Source organism: Ruegeria sp. CE6 (genome assembly GCF_056537485.1).
On sequence record NZ_JBQFRR010000001.1, the window covers coordinates 308,595 to 326,759 of the forward strand.

An 18,165-nucleotide genomic window follows, 5' to 3' on the forward strand; every position below is an offset into this window, starting at 1 on the left:
ACGTGAATATACGCTGTTCACCAAAACCCAATTCAGACAGCCAGGAGCTATCCATGACAGACGTCGATCTCACCACCCTTTCCGCCGACGATTGGGATGAGTTGCACTTCCCCCGCCCGGATGAACACGACTTCGACCGCGTGGTTGAAAGCGCTATCTCGCGACGGGGTTTCCTGTCAGGAGTAGTGGCATTTGGGTCGGGCGCTGCGGCGATGGGCGCTGGTTTGTTGGGCTCAACTTCAGCACAGGCGGTCGATGCACAACGCTTTGCCTTCACGCCGATTCCCGCCCAGACCGATGGGACAGTCCACGTTCCGGAAGGTTATGAGTGGAAGATGCTAATGCGCTGGGGCGATCCGCTGTTTTCCGAGGCCGATGGATACGATTTGACCGATGGCGGTAAGGTTGAAAACTCGGACAAGGTTTTTGGCGAGAATACGGATGGGATGGAGACATTCTCGTTCCGGGGTCACGAGCTGATTGCGATCAACCACGAGTACCCGAACCGCAAGATCAACCTGCCTGCCGCGCAGGAAGGTGTTCCAACCCGTGCCGATGACGTTCTGAAATTGCAGAACATTCAGGGTGTGACCGTGATGGAGATCAAGGAAAGCCCGGAGGGCTGGTCTGTGGTGAAGGACAGCCCCTTCAACCGCCGAATCCACCACAACACTCCAATGAAGATCGTCGGCCCCGCCGCCGGTCATGACCTACTGAAGACCGAGGCCGATCCGACAGGCACCGCGTCGCTGGGCACCATGAACAACTGTGGTTCCGGCAAGACACCGTGGGGCACCTACCTGACCTGCGAAGAAAATTTCAACGGCTACTTTGGTTCGTCCGACAAAAACGCCAGCTACGATCAGAAGGTCGCGGACGGCATGAAACGCTATGGCATCAAGGCTGAAAGCTGGAACGGTTACGAACTGTTTGACCCCCGCTTCGACACCTCGAAAAACCCCAATGAGCCGCACCGCGCAGGCTGGATCGTTGAAATCGACCCGACCAAACCCGACAGCACTCCGGTCAAGCACACCGGCCTTGGTCGCTTCAAGCATGAAAATGCTGAGGTCGCGCTGGCTGCGGACGGTCGTGTTGTGGTCTATATGGGCGACGATGAACGTGGCGAGTATCTTTACAGGTTCGTCTCGAACGCGGCCTATGCGCCCGGTGTCGACACTCAGGGCTTGTTGAATGACGGCACGCTATATGTCGCCAAGTTCAATGACGACATGAGCGGCGAATGGCTGACGCTGACGCCGGAAACAACCGGCATGGACGCGGCCGAAATTCTGATCTTTACCCGTATGGCCGCATCGGCTGCGGGCGGCACCACAATGGACCGCCCGGAATGGGTGGCCTCAAGCCCTGTTGCGGTCGAGGCATATTGCTGCCTGACCAACAACAAGAACCGTGGAGTTAAGCCAAATGCTGGGGGTGATGACACTGCAGTCAACGGCCCTAACCCGCGCGAGGCCAACAAATACGGCCAGATCGTGCGCTGGCGTCCAGCGGATGAAGATCACGCGGCCACTGGCTTTGATTGGGATCTCTATGTCATGGCCGGAAACCCAACTGTTCATTCGGATAACCGTGGCGGATCGGCAAATGTGAACGAAGGCAACCTGTTCAACTCACCCGACGGCATGGCCATCGATTCGACTGGTCTGGTCTGGATTCAGACAGACGGGAATGATGACAACGAGGAAGAATTCGCAGGAAACGGCAATAACCAGATGCTAGTTGGCGATCCCGTGACCGGGGAGATTGTGCGCTTCATGACCGGCCCGAATGGCTGTGAAGTCACCGGTCTGGCCTGGTCGACCGACCTGCGCACCATGTTTGTTGGCATCCAGCATCCGGGCAGCAATTGGCCCGATGGCGGTACGCCGCGTTCGTCGGTGATTGCGATCAAACGCACCGACAACGGGCTGGTCGGCTAATCAAGTCCTTGCATCAAAAGCGCTCCTGAACTTCGGTTCCGGGGCGCTTTTTCGTCTCAATTCAAATATCCTCACCCGGTGGATCAAGCAGCCCGCCCGGCGCAAGCAAGGCACGCTCTGAAAGCCACGGGTTCAGTTCGAGTGCATGGTTCAGCGCCGTTCGCGCTTCGTCCAGCCGCTTGAGACCCAACAGCGATAATGCCCGCCCGCTAAGCGCCGCTACATGGTTCGGGGACAGCTCAATGGCCCGATCCAGATCGATCAGGGCCGCACCGTAATCCTGCTGCAAATAGTTGACGAATGCCCGTTGATTGTACCCCTCGGCATAATCCGGGCAATAAGCGACCAGAGCGTCAAACTCGGCCAACGCACCGGTCAAATCCCAAGACTCGCGCAGAGACATCCCGCGATCCAACAGGATTTGAGATCGGGCGTCCGGCGCATCGGTCCAGAGTTGCCACATCCGCCCCGAAATGCCCCGCGCCTCGCGCTCAGACGACGCGGTTTGGGCTTGCGCAATCAGGGCGTCGACGCCAGAAATATGATCCGGCGCAACCGGGCAATCTGCAGAAGCCTGAGCGGCAGAACCAGCGAGTATGGCAACGATAAGTACGTTTTTCATCCTCTCTAACCTGATCCATCAGGCGTTTAGGTCAACTGCTTTATAGCGGAGCCAGCAACCCGGTTTCTTTCACCGCCTCCATCGCAACGAAGGTGGAGGTGTTGGCAACATGCGGCAGGGATGAGATTTTCTCGGCTAGCACCGTGCGGTATTCTGTCATCGATCGGGTCCGGATTTTAAGCAGATAGTCAAAGTTGGACGCGATCATATGAGCCTGTTCAATCTCAGCAACTCTGCGCACCGCTGCATTGAACTCGGCCAGTGCTTTTTCACGAGTATCTGTGAGACGCACCTCGACAAAGGCCACATGGTCAAGGCCCAGACGGATCGGGTCCAACATGGCGCGATAGCCTGTGATGATCCCGTCAGCCTCAAGCCGCTTGAGCCGCGCCTGTGTCGGCGATTTTGACAAGCCGATCCTGCGCGCAAGGTCCGTCACTGAGATGCGGCCATCTTCAGCTAATGCCGTAAGGATCGCACGGTCAAAGCGATCAAGGCTGGACAAGTCGTTTTGCATGATCAGGCTCCTATATTTCAGTCAATTCGACCAGAATTCGAGAAAATTCGGTCCTTTCTCCTGACTGTAGGCGGTTATATTAGGCAAAAGCCCCGGAGTACACATGTCACACAGCCTACGCACCAAAATCGACACTCAGACTTATGCCGACCAGTCCACTGTACTGGACGCGCTGATCTCTCAGGCCAAGCTGTCAGAGGCCGACCGAACGGCCATTTGCGAGGCTGCAGCACAGCTGGTGCGCGACATCCGCTCAAGCACGTCGCCTGGCATGATGGAAGTGTTTCTGGCTGAATACGGCCTATCCACAGATGAAGGCGTTGCGCTTATGTGTTTGGCCGAGGCGCTGTTGCGTGTGCCAGATGCGGATACCATTGACGCACTGATCGAAGACAAGATCGCCCCGTCAGATTGGGGAAAACATCTGGGACAATCATCCTCGTCACTGGTGAACGCGTCGACATGGGCGTTGATGCTGACAGGCCGGGTTCTGGACGAAGACAAATCCTCGCCCGTCGGCGCGCTGCGCGGGGCCATCAAGCGGCTGGGTGAACCGGTGATCCGCACCGCCGTTGGTCGTGCAATGAAAGAAATGGGACGTCAGTTCGTTTTGGGCGAAACCATTCAATCCGCCATGAAGCGCGCCAAAGGAATGGAAGATAAGGGCTATACCTACTCGTACGACATGCTGGGCGAGGCGGCACGGACCGAGGCCGATGCTGCCCGCTATCACCTGTCTTACTCGCGCGCGATCGCCGCTATTGCCGAGGCCTGCACCCATAAAGACATTCGCGAAAATCCGGGCATCTCGGTCAAGCTGTCGGCCCTGCACTCCCGTTATGAGCTGGCACAAGAACAACGGGTGATGGACGAACTGGTGCCCCGGCTGCGCGCGCTGGCTTTGCTGGCCAAGGCGGCGGGCATGGGGCTGAACGTTGACGCGGAAGAGGCCGATCGCCTGTCGCTCTCGCTACAGGTGATCGAAGAAGTTATGGCAGAGCCTGCACTGGCCGGTTGGGACGGGTTCGGCATCGTTGTGCAAGCCTACGGCCCACGCGCCGGGTTGGTGCTGGATACGCTCTACGAGATGGCCCAGCGGCACGACCGCAAGCTGATGGTGCGGCTGGTCAAGGGCGCTTATTGGGATACCGAGATCAAGCGCGCGCAAGTCGAGGGCGTCGATGGTTTTCCGGTCTTCACCGATAAGGCGGCGACGGATGTGTCCTATATCGCCAACGCCCGCAAACTGCTGGGAATGACCGACCGTATCTATCCGCAATTTGCCACGCATAACGCCCATACGGTCAGCGCCATCCTACATATGGCGGACGGCCAGCCATTCGAATTCCAGCGCCTGCACGGGATGGGTGAGACCCTGCATCAGATCGTGCGCAACAAGCGGACCTCGCGCTGCCGTATCTATGCTCCGGTCGGCGCGCATCGGGATCTGTTGGCCTATCTGGTACGTCGCCTTCTGGAAAACGGGGCAAATTCCTCGTTCGTCAATCAGATCGTTGATGAGGAAGTCGCCCCAGAAACCGTTGCCGCAGATCCGTTCGTGGCCGTTCAAACACCCGGCAAACCGCTGCCAACCGGGCCTGAGTTGTTCGCACCGGAACGCCCAAACTCGAAAGGCTTTGATCTGCACCATACGCCGACGCTGGACCAGATTGACATCGCACGCGACGCCTTCCGCGCCCATCATTGGTACGCCCGCCCCTTATTGTCGGATGATGCACAGCCTTTGGCAGACACTCCCGTGATCAATCCTGCGCAACCGCAGGATCGCCCCGGTTCGGTTGCTGCGGCCAGCCCCGAAGACGTGGAACTGGCGTTGGCCAGCGCTTGCCCATGGCAGGCCTCAGCCGAGAAGCGCGCTGACATTCTAAATAAAGCAGCCGATCTCTACGAAGCGCATTTTGGAGAGCTGTTTGCCCTGCTCGCCCGCGAAGCCGGAAAATCTGTGCCCGATGCAGTTGCCGAGCTGCGCGAAGCGGTTGATTTCCTGCGCTACTACGCCGCCAATATTCCTGCCGCCAAACCCGCCGGTATATTCACCTGCATCAGCCCGTGGAACTTCCCTCTGGCGATCTTCACCGGGCAGATATCGGCTGCGTTGGCCACTGGCAATGCCGTGCTGGCGGCACCTGCCCCGCAAACGCCACTGATCGCCCATCGCGCAGTTCAGCTGATGCACGAAGCAGGTGTTCCACGCGATACGCTGCAACTGCTTCCGGGTGGGCCGAAAGTGGGCGCGGCGTTGACGTCGGATGAACGCGTCTCGGGCGTGGCCTTTACCGGGTCGACCGCTACCGCGCATAAAATCCGATCTGCCATGGCACAGCATATGCGTCCGGGCACGCCATTGATCGCCGAGACCGGCGGCCTGAATGCGATGATCGTAGATAGCACCGCGTTGCCGGAACAAGCTGTGCAATCGATCATCGAAAGCGCGTTCCAATCGGCAGGCCAGCGATGCTCGGCCCTGCGCTGCCTCTATCTGCAAGAGGATATTGCCGATGACGTTCTGACCATGCTGCAAGGGGCGATGGACGCTTTGCAGGTGGATGATCCCTGGCTGATCTCGACCGATTGTGGTCCGGTCATTGACGCGCAAGCCCGGCAAACCATCGCGGACCACGTGGCTCGCGCTCGTGCCGAAGGACGGGTGCTGAAAGAGATGACAACGCCTCCCGAGGGTACATTCATCGCACCGGCACTGATCGAAATACCCGGCATCTCGGCGCTAGAGCGCGAGGTGTTCGGCCCGGTGCTGCACGTCGCCCGGTTCAAGGCACAAGAGATCGACAAGGTCATCGCGGATATCAATGCCACGGGCTACGGCCTGACCTTCGGCCTGCACACGCGTATCGACGACCGGGTGCAGCATGTGACCGAGGCGATCCATGCCGGTAATATCTACGTCAACCGCAACCAGATCGGCGCGATCGTCGGTTCGCAACCCTTCGGCGGCGAAGGTCTGTCCGGCACCGGCCCCAAGGCGGGCGGCCCGAACTATATGGCACGGTTCTGCGCGCCTGATCGGCAGAATGCTTCGGGACGCTGGGACAGTCCGGCTGAACCAGGTGCGCCCGAAGGGCAACCTGCAACGCCCAGCACCCAATCTCTGCCCGGTCCCACCGGCGAATCAAACCGCCTGACCGAATATGCCCGTGCGCCGCTTTTGTGCATGGGTCCGGGGGTCGAGGCCGCCAAGGCTCAGGCGGATGCGGTCAAAGCGTTGGGCGGCCCAGCGATCCGTATGACGGGCATGCTGGATCTGCACCGGCTTGAAAACCTGACCGGTTTCTCGGGCGTTCTGTGGTGGGGCGACGACGACACTGCCCGCCAGATCGAACAGCATTTGGCCCGGCGCGATGGCCCGATCATCCCGCTGATCCCCGGGCAACCCGACCGTGCTCGGGTGCTGGGGGAACGCCATGTCTGTGTCGACACCACCGCCGCCGGAGGCAACGCCGCCCTTCTGGGAGGTGCGGCATAACCGGACCTTGACGCTGGGCGGCGAAAAGCCCAGCGTCGCGCCATGTTTCCGATCCGAGACCATAACCCTTCGGGGCGTACTCCGTTTGTTGTTTATGCCCTTATGGCTGCGAACATACTGATCTTCCTCAGCTATGTGGGTGTCATGGAGAATGCGCGGCTGATCAATCAGCTTTATATTGACTACGCGGTCATTCCTGCCCGGATAACTGACGGCTATGGGTTCGAGACACTCGTGACGTCAATGTTCCTGCATGGGGGCTGGATGCATCTGGCGGGAAACATGCTGTTTCTGTGGATATTCGGCGATAACCTCGAAGACGAAATGGGGCATGTGCTGTTTCTCGTGTTCTATCTGCTGGCGGGAATCGGAGCGGGGCTGATTCACGTCATTTCGGCACCGGATTCGGTGGTGCCAACAATTGGCGCGTCTGGAGCGATTGCTGGTGTCATGGGCGGCTATCTTCTGCTTTTCCCAAAAGCGCGCGTAGATATCCTGCTGATTCTGATCGTCTATATCCGGATCTTCACTATCCCGGCCTTTATCATGCTGGGTGTCTGGCTGGGCCTGCAATTCCTTGGCAGCCTCTCCAGCAATCCCGATGAAGGTGGCGTTGCCTATTGGGCGCATACCGGAGGGTTCTTTGTTGGTTTGATCCTGTGCATCCCCCTATGGCTCAGGCGCGGAGGGACTGGGTTCTGGAACCGCACCCACGGCCATCCACCGCATCCGGAACACAAGTACAAACTCTCGCAATCACGCATCCCCAGAGTGCCGCGCAAATAATCAAGCGTCAGCTCTTGGGTAGCCTACCGCCGCTCAGGTGGGTGATCTCTTGCGCCGCGCGCATAACCAGATCGCCCAACTCGGGCGCGCGTTCACGGCTGAACCTTACGGTGGGTCCGGATACCGAGATACCGGCGCAAGGCTCAGCCCTGTCATTGAAGATGGCCGCACCAATGCAAGACATACCTTCATACCGTTCTTCGTGATCGTAAGACCAACCTCGGGTACGAGTTTCAGCCAGATCTGCATACAGGCCCGAAGCGGGCAACTGCGTATTTTCAGTGAAAGCAACCGGATCAATCCGGCCCAGAACTTTGCCTAAACTCTCTTCGCTCAACGCAGCGAGAATAGCCTTTCCTGTACCGGACGCATACATGGGCGTCCGCGCACCGGGTGGAAAGAAGGCCCGGATGGGGTTCTGAGTTTCGACCTGCCCGACAAAGACCACCTCTGCTCCATCGGGTACGGCCAGATTTGCGGTCTCACCGCTGTCTTGCATCAGACGCCGCAGGATCGGCCTGCCGATTTCCAGAACGCTGTTGCGCCGCAGGAAAGACGCACCGGTCCGATATGCTTCGATCCCGACCAGCCATTCCTGCCGTTCCTCATCAAAGGATACGAATCCGTGTTTTTGCAGTGTCACAAGAATGCGATGCGTGGTGGCCGTCGGTACATCGACCTCGCGGGCAAGATCGCTTAGCGCGACGCGCTCTAGCCGGGCAACGGTGGTAAGTACGCCCAGCGCCCGATCCAATGATTGCATGGTCCCGGCCGAACTTTCTTTAAACAGCGATTTGGGTCTGCCGCGCGGTCGCTTTTGCGTTTCCATTTCTCACCTGGCTTTCGGACTTTCCCCCGAAAACCCGAACCAATTTTTTTGGCCCGGAATTCTCCGAGATCATTTTGATAAACTGAATTCCTATCCGTTTCAGCACCTTATCAATTTAACGGATAAAATGAAAATATTTTTCAAGAAAATTGCAACACACAACCGTTCAAGCGACACTTGGGTCCAAAGCAGAGGATTGAGTTATGTCGCATCAAAACCCGGTCTTTATCCCAGGCCCAACCAATATTCCTGATCGTTTGCGCCTTGCCATGCAGGTTCAGACGCAAGACCACCGCGCCCCGGACTTCGTTGAAACCTTCGCCCCGGTACTGGAGGATACAAAACAGGTCTTTGGAACCACCGAAGGCCAGATCGTCACTTTTCCAGCCAGCGGAACGGGCGGTTGGGAGGCAGCGATTACAAATACGCTCAGCCCCGGTGACAAGGTTCTTGTCGCCCGCTACGGCGTCTTCAGCCATCGCTGGATCGATCTGTGCGAAAGACACGGGTTGGACGTTCAGATCGTTGAATGCCCATGGGGAACAGGCGCGCCAGCCGACAGGTTCGAGGCGATCCTGTCCGCGGATAAAGCGCATGAAATCAAGGCCGTATTGGTGACGCATAACGAAACCGCGACAGGTGTGCGTTCCGATATCAGCGCTGTGCGCGATGCGATGGATGCGGCACATCACCCGGCCATGATGTTTGTGGATTGCGTGAGCTCTCTGGCCTCAATGCCGTTCGAGTTTGACCGGTGGGGCGTGGATATTGCGGTCTCGGGGTCGCAGAAGGGGTTCATGCTGGCCACCGGCATGGCGATCCTGTGCGTCAGCCCCAAGGCTCTGGCTGCAATGGATACCGCCCAACTGCCCCGCACCTTCTTTGATTTCCGTGATATGATGTCGGCAAATGCGTCTGGCGGCTTTCCCTATACTCCGCCGCTGCAGCTGATCTACGGCATGCGCGAAAGCCTGAAGATGCTGTTCGAGGAAGGGTTGGACAATGTGTATGCCCGCCACACTCGCCTTGCCGAAGGTGTGCGCCACGCGACTACGGCCTGGGGCCTGAGGTTGGTCGCACAATCTCCTGACCTCTACTCGGATACCGTCAGCGCCATATTTGTGCCCGAAGGTTTCGACAGCAACGAACTGACTGACCATGCCTTCAACACCTATGGGGTATCCTTCGGCATTGGTCTGGGTGAGTTGAATGGCAAAGCATTCCGTATTGGCCACTTGGGCAGCCTGACCGATGTTATGGTCCTGTCGGGGCTGGCCACGGTCGAGATGGCCATGGCCGATCTGAACTACCCGGTGAAGCTTGGCAGCGGGGTTGCTGCGGCGCAGGAATTCTATCGCGCCAGCTCAACCAGCCACGCAAAAGCCGCAGCTTAGGGAGGATAGTCATGTTGGATCAAATCCCCGTCGCCGACCTGACGTATGACGACGTACAAGCTGCGCATGAAAGGATCAGGCCGCACATCCGACGCACACCGGTAATGACCTCGGACTATCTGAATGAATTGACCGGCGCACAGCTGTTCTTCAAATGCGAGAACTTTCAGGAAGCAGGTGCATTCAAAGTGCGCGGTGCCAGTAATGCAGTCTTCGGCCTTAGCGATGAGATGGCGGCCAAGGGCGTTTGCACCCACTCAAGCGGGAACCACGCCCTGTCACTGTCATATGCGGCGGGTCGCCGGGGCATTCCATGCAATGTGGTGATGCCGCGCACCGCGCCGCAGGCCAAGAAAGACGCGGTACGACGCTTTGGTGGTACGATCACTGAATGTGAACCGTCCACGTCGTCCCGCGAAGCGACCTTTACCGAGGTGCAGGCCCGAACAGGCGGAGAGTTCGTGCACCCGTACAACGACCCTCGTGTTATCACTGGTCAGGCCACATGTTCGGCTGAATTGCTTGAGCAGACCGATGGCCTGGATGCAGTGATCGCGCCAATCGGCGGTGGCGGGATGGTCTCAGGCACCTGTCTGACGGTTTCGAACCTGGCACCAGGAACCGCGATCTATGCGGCTGAGCCTGAGCAGGCGGACGATGCGTACCGTTCCTTCAAAGCGGGTCATATCATTGCGGACGATGCCCCCAAAACGGTGGCGGACGGGCTGTTGGTCCCGCTCAAGGAAAACACATGGCACTTTGTGTCGAACAATGTGACCGACATCTTCACCGCGTCCGAGCAAGAGATCATCGACGCAATGAAACTCACTTGGAAATACTTGCGCGTGGTGATGGAGCCGTCTTCGGCCGTTCCGCTGGCCACCATTCTCAAGAACCCCGACACCTTCCGGGGCAAACGCGTCGGCGTCATCATCACCGGAGGCAACGTGGATCTGAACAAGCTGCCCTGGCTGAAAGGGTAAGGAGAAACAGGATGAACAAACCGATGAACAGTGATCAATTCGAAGTTGGCTATGACATCCCTGCCGCGATCGGCATGGATGAATCCGAAATCCAGACGCCTTGCCTGATCCTTGATCTGGACGCGCTCGAGCGTAACATCAAGAAGATGGGCGACTATGCCAAGGCACATGGGATGCGGCACCGGGTGCATGGCAAGATGCACAAATCCGTAGACGTCGCGAAGCTGCAGGAACAATTGGGCGGCGCAGTCGGCGTCTGCTGCCAAAAGGTTTCCGAGGCCGAGGTGTTTGCGCGCGGAGGCATCAAAGACATTCTGGTCTCGAATCAAGTGCGGGACCCGGTCAAGATTGACCGTCTGGCGCGCCTGCCGAAGCTTGGCGCACGCACAATCGTTTGCGTCGACGATGTGGACAACGTCGCTGACCTGTCTGCTGCTGCCGCTAAGCATGGCACTGAATTGGAGGTTTTTGTCGAGATCGACTGCGGCGCGGGCCGCTGTGGTGTCACCACGACCCCCGCTGTGATCGAAATCGCCAAGGCTGTTGAGGCCGCCCCTAACCTGAAATTTACCGGCATTCAGGCCTATCAAGGCGCGATGCAGCATCTGGATACGTATGAGGCACGCAAAGAAAAACTGGATACCGCAATCGCCATGGTCAAGGATGCCGTCGACGGATTGAAGGCTGAAGGGATCGACTGCGAGCTGGTTTCAGGCGGCGGTACGGGGTCTTATTATTTCGAAAGCAACTCGGGCGTTTATAACGAGCTGCAGTGCGGCTCTTATGCCTTCATGGATGCTGATTACGGTCGGATTCTGGACAAGGACGGTCAACGGATCGATCAGGGTGAATGGGAAAACGCCTTGTTCATTCTGACCAGCGTGATGAGCCACGCCAAAGCGGACAAGGCAATCTGCGATGCGGGTCTGAAGGTGCAATCCGTCGATAGCGGCCTGCCCTTCATCTTTGGGCGGGACGATGTGGAATACCTGAAGTGCTCGGACGAACACGGGGTGATTGGCGATCCGGATGGGGTGCTGAAGGTCAACGACAAGCTGCGGCTGGTGCCCGGCCACTGTGACCCGACCTGCAACGTTCATGACTGGTACGTCGGTGTGCGCGGCGGCAAGGTTGAAGCCCTTTGGCCGGTCTCTGCCCGTGGCAAGGCCTATTGAATTACAGATGAATGCAGGGGCGGACGTTTAGCACCGCCCTTTCTAATGCCATCAAAAAGAAAGACAAACGCGATGATCATCGTTCCTGAAAAGGAAATCGGCGCTCTGTTAGGCCGACAGGAAAGCTATACTGCGGTTGAGCAGGTGTTTGCCGCGATGGCGGCTGGGGATGCCTACAACTTCCCGGTCGTGCGCGAGGCCATAGGTCATGCGGATGCGCTCTATGGGTTCAAGGGCGGGTTTGATCGCGCAGGCATGAACCTTGGCCTGAAAGCAGGCGGGTATTGGCCAAACAATCTGGAAACGCACGGGCTGATCAATCACCAATCCACCGTGTTTTTGTTTGATCCAGATACGGGTCGCGTTCGGGCCATCGTTGGGGGCAACCTGCTGACCGCGCTGCGCACGGCTGCAGCCTCGTCGGTTTCGATCAACCATTTGGCACGCAAGGATGCCAAGGTGATCGGAATGGTTGGCGCCGGGCATCAGGCGACATTCCAATTGCGCGCGGCATTGGAACAGCGGGACTTTGAGAAAGTCATAGGCTGGAACTTGCATCCAGAAATGCTGCCAAATCTCGAAAAGGTCGCGGCTGAAGCGGGGCTGCCTTTTGAAGCTGTGGATCTGCCCGGCATGGTGCAGGCGGACGTGATTATCACCATCACCTCCTCCTTCGCGCCAACACTGATGTCCGAGCACGTCTCCGACGGCACACACATCGCATGTATGGGCACCGATACCGTCGGTAAGCAAGAGGTCGCCACAGACCTGATCGCGCGCGCAAGCGTCTTTACCGACGAGGTCGCGCAGGCCGTGACATTGGGTGAAAGCCAGCATGCCGTGGCTGCCGAAATGAAAGCCGAAGGCGATATCCGGCAGATCGGAGAGGTCATTAACGGGACCCATCCCGGGCGTGTGTCCGAGGCCGAGGTGACCGTGTTCGACGGTACTGGCGTGGGGCTGCAAGATCTTGCGGTGGCCAGCGCGGCAGTTGATCTGGCGGTCCAGCAAGGGATCGCGATCGAGGTCGACTTCTAAACCAAAACGCGCGCCCGGACCGGACGCGCGTACCATGATCAAATGACCGGGGTTGAATATCAGCCCCGAATTACCTTTGCGAAATTGTCAAAGATCGGCTCATTGGCGCAGATCACTTCGCCATCCTCAAGCACGCTGCCTTCGGGGTTCAGCGCCTGAACAAAGCCGCCCGCCTCTTTCACGATGATGATGCCTGCGGCCAGATCCCAGGCGTTCAGGCGACGCTCCCAAAAGCCTTCGTAACGACCGGCGGCCACATAGGCCATGTCCAGCGCGGCAGCACCCCAGCGACGAACACCTGCACAGGCAGGCATCAGACGGGCCAGGTCCTGCAAGGTCGCAGGCAGGTCCGAACGGCCACCGAATGGCAGACCTGTCGCGAAGATCGACTCGATCATGCGATGGCGGCCCGACACACGGATGCGCATGTCGTTCATCCACGCACCTTCGCCTTTTTCGGCAAAGAACATCTCATCCTTGGCAGGGTCATAGATCACACCCGAAACGATCTTGCCCTTATGTTCCAACGCGATTGAAACGGCCCAGTGCGGCAGCCCGTGCAGGAAGTTGGTGGTCCCATCCAGTGGGTCGACGATCCAGCGACGAGTCGGGTCTTCACCGTCAATCGCGCCGCCCTCTTCGGCCAGCCAACCATAGGTCGGACGGGCACCCAGCAATTCCTCTTTCAGGATGGCTTCGGCCGCGATATCAGCCTTCGACACAAAGTCGCCCGCACCTTTCATCGACACCTGCAGGTTCTCGACTTCACGAAAATCCTTGACCAGAGAACGCCCCGCCTTGCGCGCGGCCTTGATCATGATGTTGAGATTTGCACTGCCAACCATTTTCCATAGGCTCCTGTCCGGTCAAGCCGCGCGTATACTGGGGCAACGCGCCCTTGCCAAGAGGAATGATGCGCATGGCTGATCTGCGTCCGGCGCTATTGTGTCTGAAGCTTACGCGCCTCGGCGCGCGCCAGTTTCACCAACTCTTGCACAAAGGGTTTTTCAAGGTCTTCGCTGCGGACCGCAGCATATAACCTGCGGGTAATCCCATCTTTGGTAAGCGGGCGCGTGACGTAGTCGGAACTGTACTTCACTTCACGCACTACCCAATCAGGCAGCACCGAGATACCCCGGTTGGACGCCACCAGCAACAGGATCACGGCGGTCAGTTCAACCTGCCGGATCGTGGCCGGCTCGACCCGCGCTGGGATGAGTAACTGGCTGAACACGTCCAGACGCGTCCGTTCGACTGGATAGGTTATCAGTGTCTGACCTCTGAAATCTTCAGCTTCGATAAAGGGCTTTTCAGCCAATGGATGCGAAGACGCCGCGACAAATACGGCCTGGTAGTCAAAGAGTTCGACAAATTCGACACCCGGCAGATCTTCGGGGTCTGAGGACACCACCAGATCAACCTCTTCCTTCTGCAAGGCGGGCAATGCGTCGAATGCAAGGCCCGGGCGGATATCCACATCAACGTCTGACCAGGATTTACGGAAAGCTTCAAGCACCGGAAACAGCCACTCGAAACAAGCGTGACATTCGATCGCAATGTGCATCCGACCGGTTCGACCGTCGCGCAGCGATGAAAACTCATCCTGCATCGCCTCGACCTGAGGCAGAATTTGTTCAGCGAGACGCAGCAGCCGCAAACCAGCTGCCGACAACTTCATCGGCTTGGATCGACGTAAAAACAGCTCGACCCCGGCCTGATCTTCCAACCCCTTGATCTGGTGACTTAGTGCGGATTGCGTGATGTTTAGCTGATCAGCTGCACGCGCAAGCCCACCGCATTCGTGGATAGCTTTGATCGTCCGTAAGTGGCGAAATTCGATATGCATTACTCACGCAACTCATGTTGTTGTTGAACAATATGAGTTTGTCTCACAATGCATCTGATGGCACAAGGGCATAAATGACAGCTACGAGGCCAACATGACCAAGCCTGAGATTTCATTCGAGTTCTTCCCGCCGCAGACTCTGGAGGCCTCGTTTCGCCTTTGGGATACGGTTCAGACCTTGGCGCCGCTGAACCCACGGTTTGTATCGGTGACCTATGGTGCTGGTGGTACAACACGTGAGCTGACGCGTGATGCAGTTGCAACCTTGCACAAATCCTCGGGGCTGCCTGTTGCTGCGCATCTGACCTGTGTCGATGCCTCGCGTCAGGAGACGCTTGAGATCGCAGACACATTCGCGCGCGCAGGCGTTCAGGATATCGTTGCCCTGCGTGGCGACCCCCCTAAAGGTCAAGACCGGTTCGCCCCCCACCCTGATGGTTTCACCAACTCGGTAGAACTGATTTCTGCACTGGCCGAGACCGAGATGTTCAGCATCCGTGTCGGCGCCTATCCGGACAAACATCCAGAAGCAAGCAATGCCCGCGCTGATGTGGATTGGTTAAAGGCCAAGCTGGATGCGGGCGCGGACGAGGCGTTGACCCAATTCTTCTTCGAGGCTGAAACCTTCTTCCGGTTTCGCGATGCCTGCGAAAAAGCGGGGATCGACAAGCCTATCGTACCGGGCATTCTTCCCATCGAGAACTGGAAGGGTGCGCGTAACTTTGCAAAACGCTGTGGCGCCCACATTCCCGACTGGATCGAGAACGCATTTGACAAAGCAATCCGGGACGATCGCGAAGATCTTCTGGCGACGGCGCTATGCACCGAACTCTGCTCGGACCTGATAGAAGGCGGCGTGGACAAACTGCATTTCTATACGCTCAACCGACCTGAGCTTACTCGGGATGTCTGCTTTGCCCTGGGCATTACACCCCAGGCCGAATTGCAGAACGTCGCCTGATCCCACAGTTTTTGCGTTTGCCCTGTATCGCCGGGCGTGGCAGTCGTCTGCCATGCTCATTTGCGACAACCGCTGCGCAGGCGACAATCTCGATATGCACCCGTCAACTGTTGCCCTACCTCAGTCTAATTCCTGAAAAAATTTGACAAAAATGTGATCAATGGCAATCTGACCCCGTTGTAGTTTTAATGAGTGTTTTGAGTATGAAGCCAGTGAGCAAGGTACAGGCTCGGGCCGAAGCATTGCAGGTTCTTGGTCTGCCCCCAAATGCAAACGCAAACGAGATTCGTGAAGCCTGGCGCAAAATCGCGTTCCACGATCATCCTGATCATACCGACGGTGATTATTCCGGTTTTTCGGATGCTAAATCAGCCTATGATTTTTTGCGTAAAGAAGGGATGACACGCAAAAACGGTTTAGATTCTTCTACACCGCGTCGTCCTCGTTTGAAGAAACGCGTAATCGAACTGGCCGCAGATGAAATCAAAGCTTGTCACGATCTGTTAAAACCTGAACGCGCGCTGAAGGATTTATCGGAACTGGGTGAACCGGACGCCGCCAAAAGCGCCCGCGAATCTTCGGACCATGTTCCTGATGCAATCGGATGCTTCGGGCGCGATCTTACCTACTTCGTCGCATCGTCAGTCTGCGAAGGGTCTAACCGCGTTGCATTGCCAACCTCGGTCCTTTCCGGCTACCGCAAGTCAGAAACAGAGATTCTGACCTTTCGGTCCAAAGGCTCGGGCTCCGGTGAGATTGTCATTCCTGACCCGATACGCGAGAGAAAATTTCCCGGTGCCAAGAGTGTAACAATACGGTTCGAAGCGGATCAACACATGCGGGATATGTTCGAGTTGGCGGGGTGAGAGAACCCGCCAGCGAAAAAAGCCCGGCCTTAGTGGCCGGGCTTTCTTTCATTCATCGGAATCAGTTGGAAATCGGGCCTTCTGATGTGAATTTCGGGATCACGCTGGTCGAAGCGGCATCCCCTTCGATTCCGGGCCAGTTGCCTTCTGCCAGGTCGATGTTGGCCGGAACATCCTCTTCCCAGAAACCAACAACAACATCAGTGATGTTCAGATAAAGCTTGTCATCGACGATACGCCACAGATTTGGGTTGCCCGGAACCTTGCCGCCTTTCGACACGCCGTATGCACAATGGCCATCATATTGCGGTGCGTAAAAGGCCGGGTTTTCCAGAAACTTGTCACGGTTCTCTTCGGTCGCAAACGCCCAGGTAACACCATTATAGTCTGCGGTGATGTCGGCCCGACCGCGAACGGCCTCGGGTTGCGACTGGCCTACAGGAACCTGATCCAGGCTGCGGTAAGCAACAACGTCGTATCCCGATACGGCAAATCCGGTGCCATCAACATATTGTTCTCCGGCGAACGCGGGCACGGCAAAAGCCATCGTCGCGGCAAGGGTCAGCGCAAAGCGTTTCATGTGATTGGTCCTCATGTCCTTACGGTTTCTGGTCACCCGAACTGCGGGTCTGGTCAAACAATAGGTAATTTTGGCCCGGCGCGAAGACCCCCTCGCGCCGCTGTGAAAACCAGAGGGGTTTTGTGAGGTGAACGAGGTGCAATGTTACAAATATCTCGCCACATCCGGGGTTGGACTTTGAGTTTTGCAATATTAGCTGTGGAGGCGGCGCGTTTTGGCCAAATGATGCAGAAAGGCAAAAGATGAGCGAACAATCCACTTACACACCCCCAAAGGTCTGGACTTGGGACAGCGAAAGCGGAGGACGCTTTGCCAACATAAACCGGCCCATAGCTGGTGCGACCCACGAAAAGGATCTTCCGGTCGGGAAGCACCCGCTTCAACTGTATTCGCTCGCCACCCCGAACGGCGTCAAGGTTACGGTCATGCTGGAGGAGCTTTTGGCATTGGGCCATTCCGGGGCCGAATACAATGCGTGGCTGATCAACATCGGTGAAGGTGATCAGTTCAGCTCGGGCTTTGTCGGGGCCAATCCTAACTCTAAGATACCGGCGCTGTGGGATCATTCAGGTGAAACATCTGTGCGCGTTTTCGAGAGCGCCTCCATCTTGCTGCATCTCGCTGAGAAATTCGGTGAGTTTCTGCCCGCCAGCGGTGCCGAGCGGACAGAAGTGATGAACTGGTTGTTCTGGCAAATGGGCAGCGCGCCATATCTGGGCGGTGGCTTTGGCCACTTCTACGCTTATGCGCCTGAGAAATGGCAATATCCGATCGACCGTTTCGCGATGGAGGCCAAACGCCAGTTGCATGTGCTGGAACTGGAACTTGCCGATAAGCCTTATATTGCAGGTCAGGACTATACCATCGCCGACATGGCGATCTGGCCGTGGTACGGGCAGCTTGTTCTGGGCCGTCTATATGATGCGGCAGAATTCCTGGATGTCGAAAGCTATGAAAACGTGATGCGTTGGGCCAAAACCATCGATGCTCGCCCCGCCGTTCAGCGCGGCCGGATGGTCAATCGTGCGTTTGGAGAGCCGCATACGCAGTTGCACGAACGCCATGACGCCAGCGATTTTGAGACGCGCACGCAGGATAAACTGGAAGCGGCAGACTAACGTCC

Annotated in this window: 16 protein-coding genes; 10 read left to right on the plus strand and 6 right to left on the minus strand. The window is 57.5% G+C overall.

The window, feature by feature from the left end:
* The first annotated feature begins 53 nt into the window (after positions 1-53).
* A complete protein-coding gene (locus tag ACR0DK_RS01465; protein WP_480734604.1) occupies positions 54-1,943 on the plus strand; it encodes a PhoX family protein in 1,890 nt (629 codons plus the stop codon).
* A gap of 61 nt (positions 1,944-2,004) precedes the next feature.
* Here the strand turns inward: ACR0DK_RS01465 and ACR0DK_RS01470 are convergent, their stop codons facing one another.
* Positions 2,005-2,565 carry a tetratricopeptide repeat protein gene (locus ACR0DK_RS01470; RefSeq protein WP_480734605.1) on the minus strand — a complete coding sequence of 187 codons (561 nt, stop codon included), beginning with the start codon at positions 2,563-2,565 and terminating at the stop codon, positions 2,005-2,007.
* A gap of 40 nt (positions 2,566-2,605) precedes the next feature.
* Complete coding sequence (locus ACR0DK_RS01475) at positions 2,606-3,082, minus strand: winged helix-turn-helix transcriptional regulator (protein WP_170401672.1); 477 nt, start codon at positions 3,080-3,082, stop codon at positions 2,606-2,608.
* Positions 3,083-3,185: 103 nt separating this feature from the next.
* Here ACR0DK_RS01475 and putA point away from each other — a divergent pair, with 103 nt between their 5' ends.
* A complete protein-coding gene (gene putA, locus ACR0DK_RS01480; protein WP_480734606.1) occupies positions 3,186-6,584 on the plus strand; it encodes a bifunctional proline dehydrogenase/L-glutamate gamma-semialdehyde dehydrogenase PutA in 3,399 nt (1,132 codons plus the stop codon).
* 42 nt (positions 6,585-6,626) lie between these two features.
* Positions 6,627-7,370, plus strand: coding sequence for a rhomboid family intramembrane serine protease (locus tag ACR0DK_RS01485; protein WP_170392282.1), 744 nt, complete (start codon positions 6,627-6,629; stop codon positions 7,368-7,370).
* A gap of 7 nt (positions 7,371-7,377) precedes the next feature.
* Here the strand turns inward: ACR0DK_RS01485 and ACR0DK_RS01490 are convergent, their stop codons facing one another.
* The gene (locus ACR0DK_RS01490) at positions 7,378-8,199 is read right to left on the minus strand and encodes an IclR family transcriptional regulator (RefSeq protein WP_170401678.1); all 822 of its coding nucleotides are present in this window, start codon (positions 8,197-8,199) and stop codon (positions 7,378-7,380) included.
* Between the two features lie 203 nt (positions 8,200-8,402).
* Here ACR0DK_RS01490 and bhcA point away from each other — a divergent pair, with 203 nt between their 5' ends.
* The 4 genes from bhcA to bhcD all read left to right on the plus strand — a co-directional run bounded on the left by bhcA (position 8,403) and on the right by bhcD (position 12,789).
* The gene (bhcA, locus tag ACR0DK_RS01495) at positions 8,403-9,593 is read left to right on the plus strand and encodes an L-aspartate--glyoxylate aminotransferase BhcA (RefSeq protein ID WP_480734607.1); all 1,191 of its coding nucleotides are present in this window, start codon (positions 8,403-8,405) and stop codon (positions 9,591-9,593) included.
* Positions 9,594-9,604: 11 nt separating this feature from the next.
* Complete coding sequence (bhcB, locus tag ACR0DK_RS01500; RefSeq protein WP_480734608.1) at positions 9,605-10,576, plus strand: beta-hydroxyaspartate dehydratase BhcB; 972 nt, start codon at positions 9,605-9,607, stop codon at positions 10,574-10,576.
* 11 nt (positions 10,577-10,587) lie between these two features.
* On the plus strand, positions 10,588-11,751 hold the full coding sequence (gene bhcC / locus ACR0DK_RS01505) for a 3-hydroxy-D-aspartate aldolase BhcC (RefSeq protein WP_480734609.1): 1,164 nt from the start codon (positions 10,588-10,590) through the stop codon (positions 11,749-11,751).
* A gap of 72 nt (positions 11,752-11,823) precedes the next feature.
* Complete coding sequence (gene bhcD, locus ACR0DK_RS01510; RefSeq protein ID WP_480734610.1) at positions 11,824-12,789, plus strand: iminosuccinate reductase BhcD; 966 nt, start codon at positions 11,824-11,826, stop codon at positions 12,787-12,789.
* 59 nt (positions 12,790-12,848) lie between these two features.
* Here bhcD and ACR0DK_RS01515 read toward each other — a convergent pair whose 3' ends face one another.
* Together ACR0DK_RS01515 and ACR0DK_RS01520 are read right to left on the minus strand one after the other, a co-directional pair.
* A complete protein-coding gene (locus ACR0DK_RS01515; RefSeq protein ID WP_170392295.1) occupies positions 12,849-13,634 on the minus strand; it encodes an inositol monophosphatase family protein in 786 nt (261 codons plus the stop codon).
* Between the two features lie 95 nt (positions 13,635-13,729).
* Positions 13,730-14,635, minus strand: coding sequence for a LysR family transcriptional regulator (locus ACR0DK_RS01520; protein ID WP_170512437.1), 906 nt, complete (start codon positions 14,633-14,635; stop codon positions 13,730-13,732).
* A gap of 94 nt (positions 14,636-14,729) precedes the next feature.
* Between ACR0DK_RS01520 and metF the strand changes: the two genes are divergently transcribed.
* Positions 14,730-15,596 carry a methylenetetrahydrofolate reductase [NAD(P)H] gene (gene metF / locus ACR0DK_RS01525; protein ID WP_170661853.1) on the plus strand — a complete coding sequence of 289 codons (867 nt, stop codon included), beginning with the start codon at positions 14,730-14,732 and terminating at the stop codon, positions 15,594-15,596.
* A gap of 203 nt (positions 15,597-15,799) precedes the next feature.
* Positions 15,800-16,462: a J domain-containing protein gene (locus tag ACR0DK_RS01530; RefSeq protein ID WP_170401705.1), complete on the plus strand. Its 663-nt coding sequence runs from the start codon at positions 15,800-15,802 to the stop codon at positions 16,460-16,462.
* Positions 16,463-16,523: 61 nt separating this feature from the next.
* Here ACR0DK_RS01530 and ACR0DK_RS01535 read toward each other — a convergent pair whose 3' ends face one another.
* Positions 16,524-17,042, minus strand: coding sequence for a YHS domain-containing (seleno)protein (locus ACR0DK_RS01535; RefSeq protein ID WP_170392303.1), 519 nt, complete (start codon positions 17,040-17,042; stop codon positions 16,524-16,526).
* Positions 17,043-17,284: 242 nt separating this feature from the next.
* Here ACR0DK_RS01535 and yghU point away from each other — a divergent pair, with 242 nt between their 5' ends.
* Positions 17,285-18,160, plus strand: coding sequence for a glutathione-dependent disulfide-bond oxidoreductase (gene yghU, locus ACR0DK_RS01540; protein ID WP_480562415.1), 876 nt, complete (start codon positions 17,285-17,287; stop codon positions 18,158-18,160).
* Positions 18,161-18,165 lie beyond the last annotated feature (5 nt).

Coding starts and splice junctions, on each gene's coding strand:
- metF (WP_170661853.1), top strand. CDS start 14,730: ATGACCAAGCCTGAGATTTCATTCGAGTTCTTCCCGCCGCAGACTCTG.
- bhcB (WP_480734608.1), top strand. CDS start 9,605: ATGTTGGATCAAATCCCCGTCGCCGACCTGACGTATGACGACGTACAA.
- ACR0DK_RS01530 (WP_170401705.1), top strand. CDS start 15,800: ATGAAGCCAGTGAGCAAGGTACAGGCTCGGGCCGAAGCATTGCAGGTT.
- ACR0DK_RS01475 (WP_170401672.1), bottom strand. CDS start 3,082: ATGCAAAACGACTTGTCCAGCCTTGATCGCTTTGACCGTGCGATCCTT.
- ACR0DK_RS01470 (WP_480734605.1), bottom strand. CDS start 2,565: ATGAAAAACGTACTTATCGTTGCCATACTCGCTGGTTCTGCCGCTCAG.
- ACR0DK_RS01520 (WP_170512437.1), bottom strand. CDS start 14,635: ATGCATATCGAATTTCGCCACTTACGGACGATCAAAGCTATCCACGAA.
- ACR0DK_RS01515 (WP_170392295.1), bottom strand. CDS start 13,634: ATGGTTGGCAGTGCAAATCTCAACATCATGATCAAGGCCGCGCGCAAG.
- ACR0DK_RS01465 (WP_480734604.1), top strand. CDS start 54: ATGACAGACGTCGATCTCACCACCCTTTCCGCCGACGATTGGGATGAG.
- ACR0DK_RS01485 (WP_170392282.1), top strand. CDS start 6,627: ATGTTTCCGATCCGAGACCATAACCCTTCGGGGCGTACTCCGTTTGTT.
- bhcD (WP_480734610.1), top strand. CDS start 11,824: ATGATCATCGTTCCTGAAAAGGAAATCGGCGCTCTGTTAGGCCGACAG.
- bhcA (WP_480734607.1), top strand. CDS start 8,403: ATGTCGCATCAAAACCCGGTCTTTATCCCAGGCCCAACCAATATTCCT.
- ACR0DK_RS01535 (WP_170392303.1), bottom strand. CDS start 17,042: ATGAAACGCTTTGCGCTGACCCTTGCCGCGACGATGGCTTTTGCCGTG.
- yghU (WP_480562415.1), top strand. CDS start 17,285: ATGAGCGAACAATCCACTTACACACCCCCAAAGGTCTGGACTTGGGAC.
- bhcC (WP_480734609.1), top strand. CDS start 10,588: ATGAACAAACCGATGAACAGTGATCAATTCGAAGTTGGCTATGACATC.
- ACR0DK_RS01490 (WP_170401678.1), bottom strand. CDS start 8,199: ATGGAAACGCAAAAGCGACCGCGCGGCAGACCCAAATCGCTGTTTAAA.
- putA (WP_480734606.1), top strand. CDS start 3,186: ATGTCACACAGCCTACGCACCAAAATCGACACTCAGACTTATGCCGAC.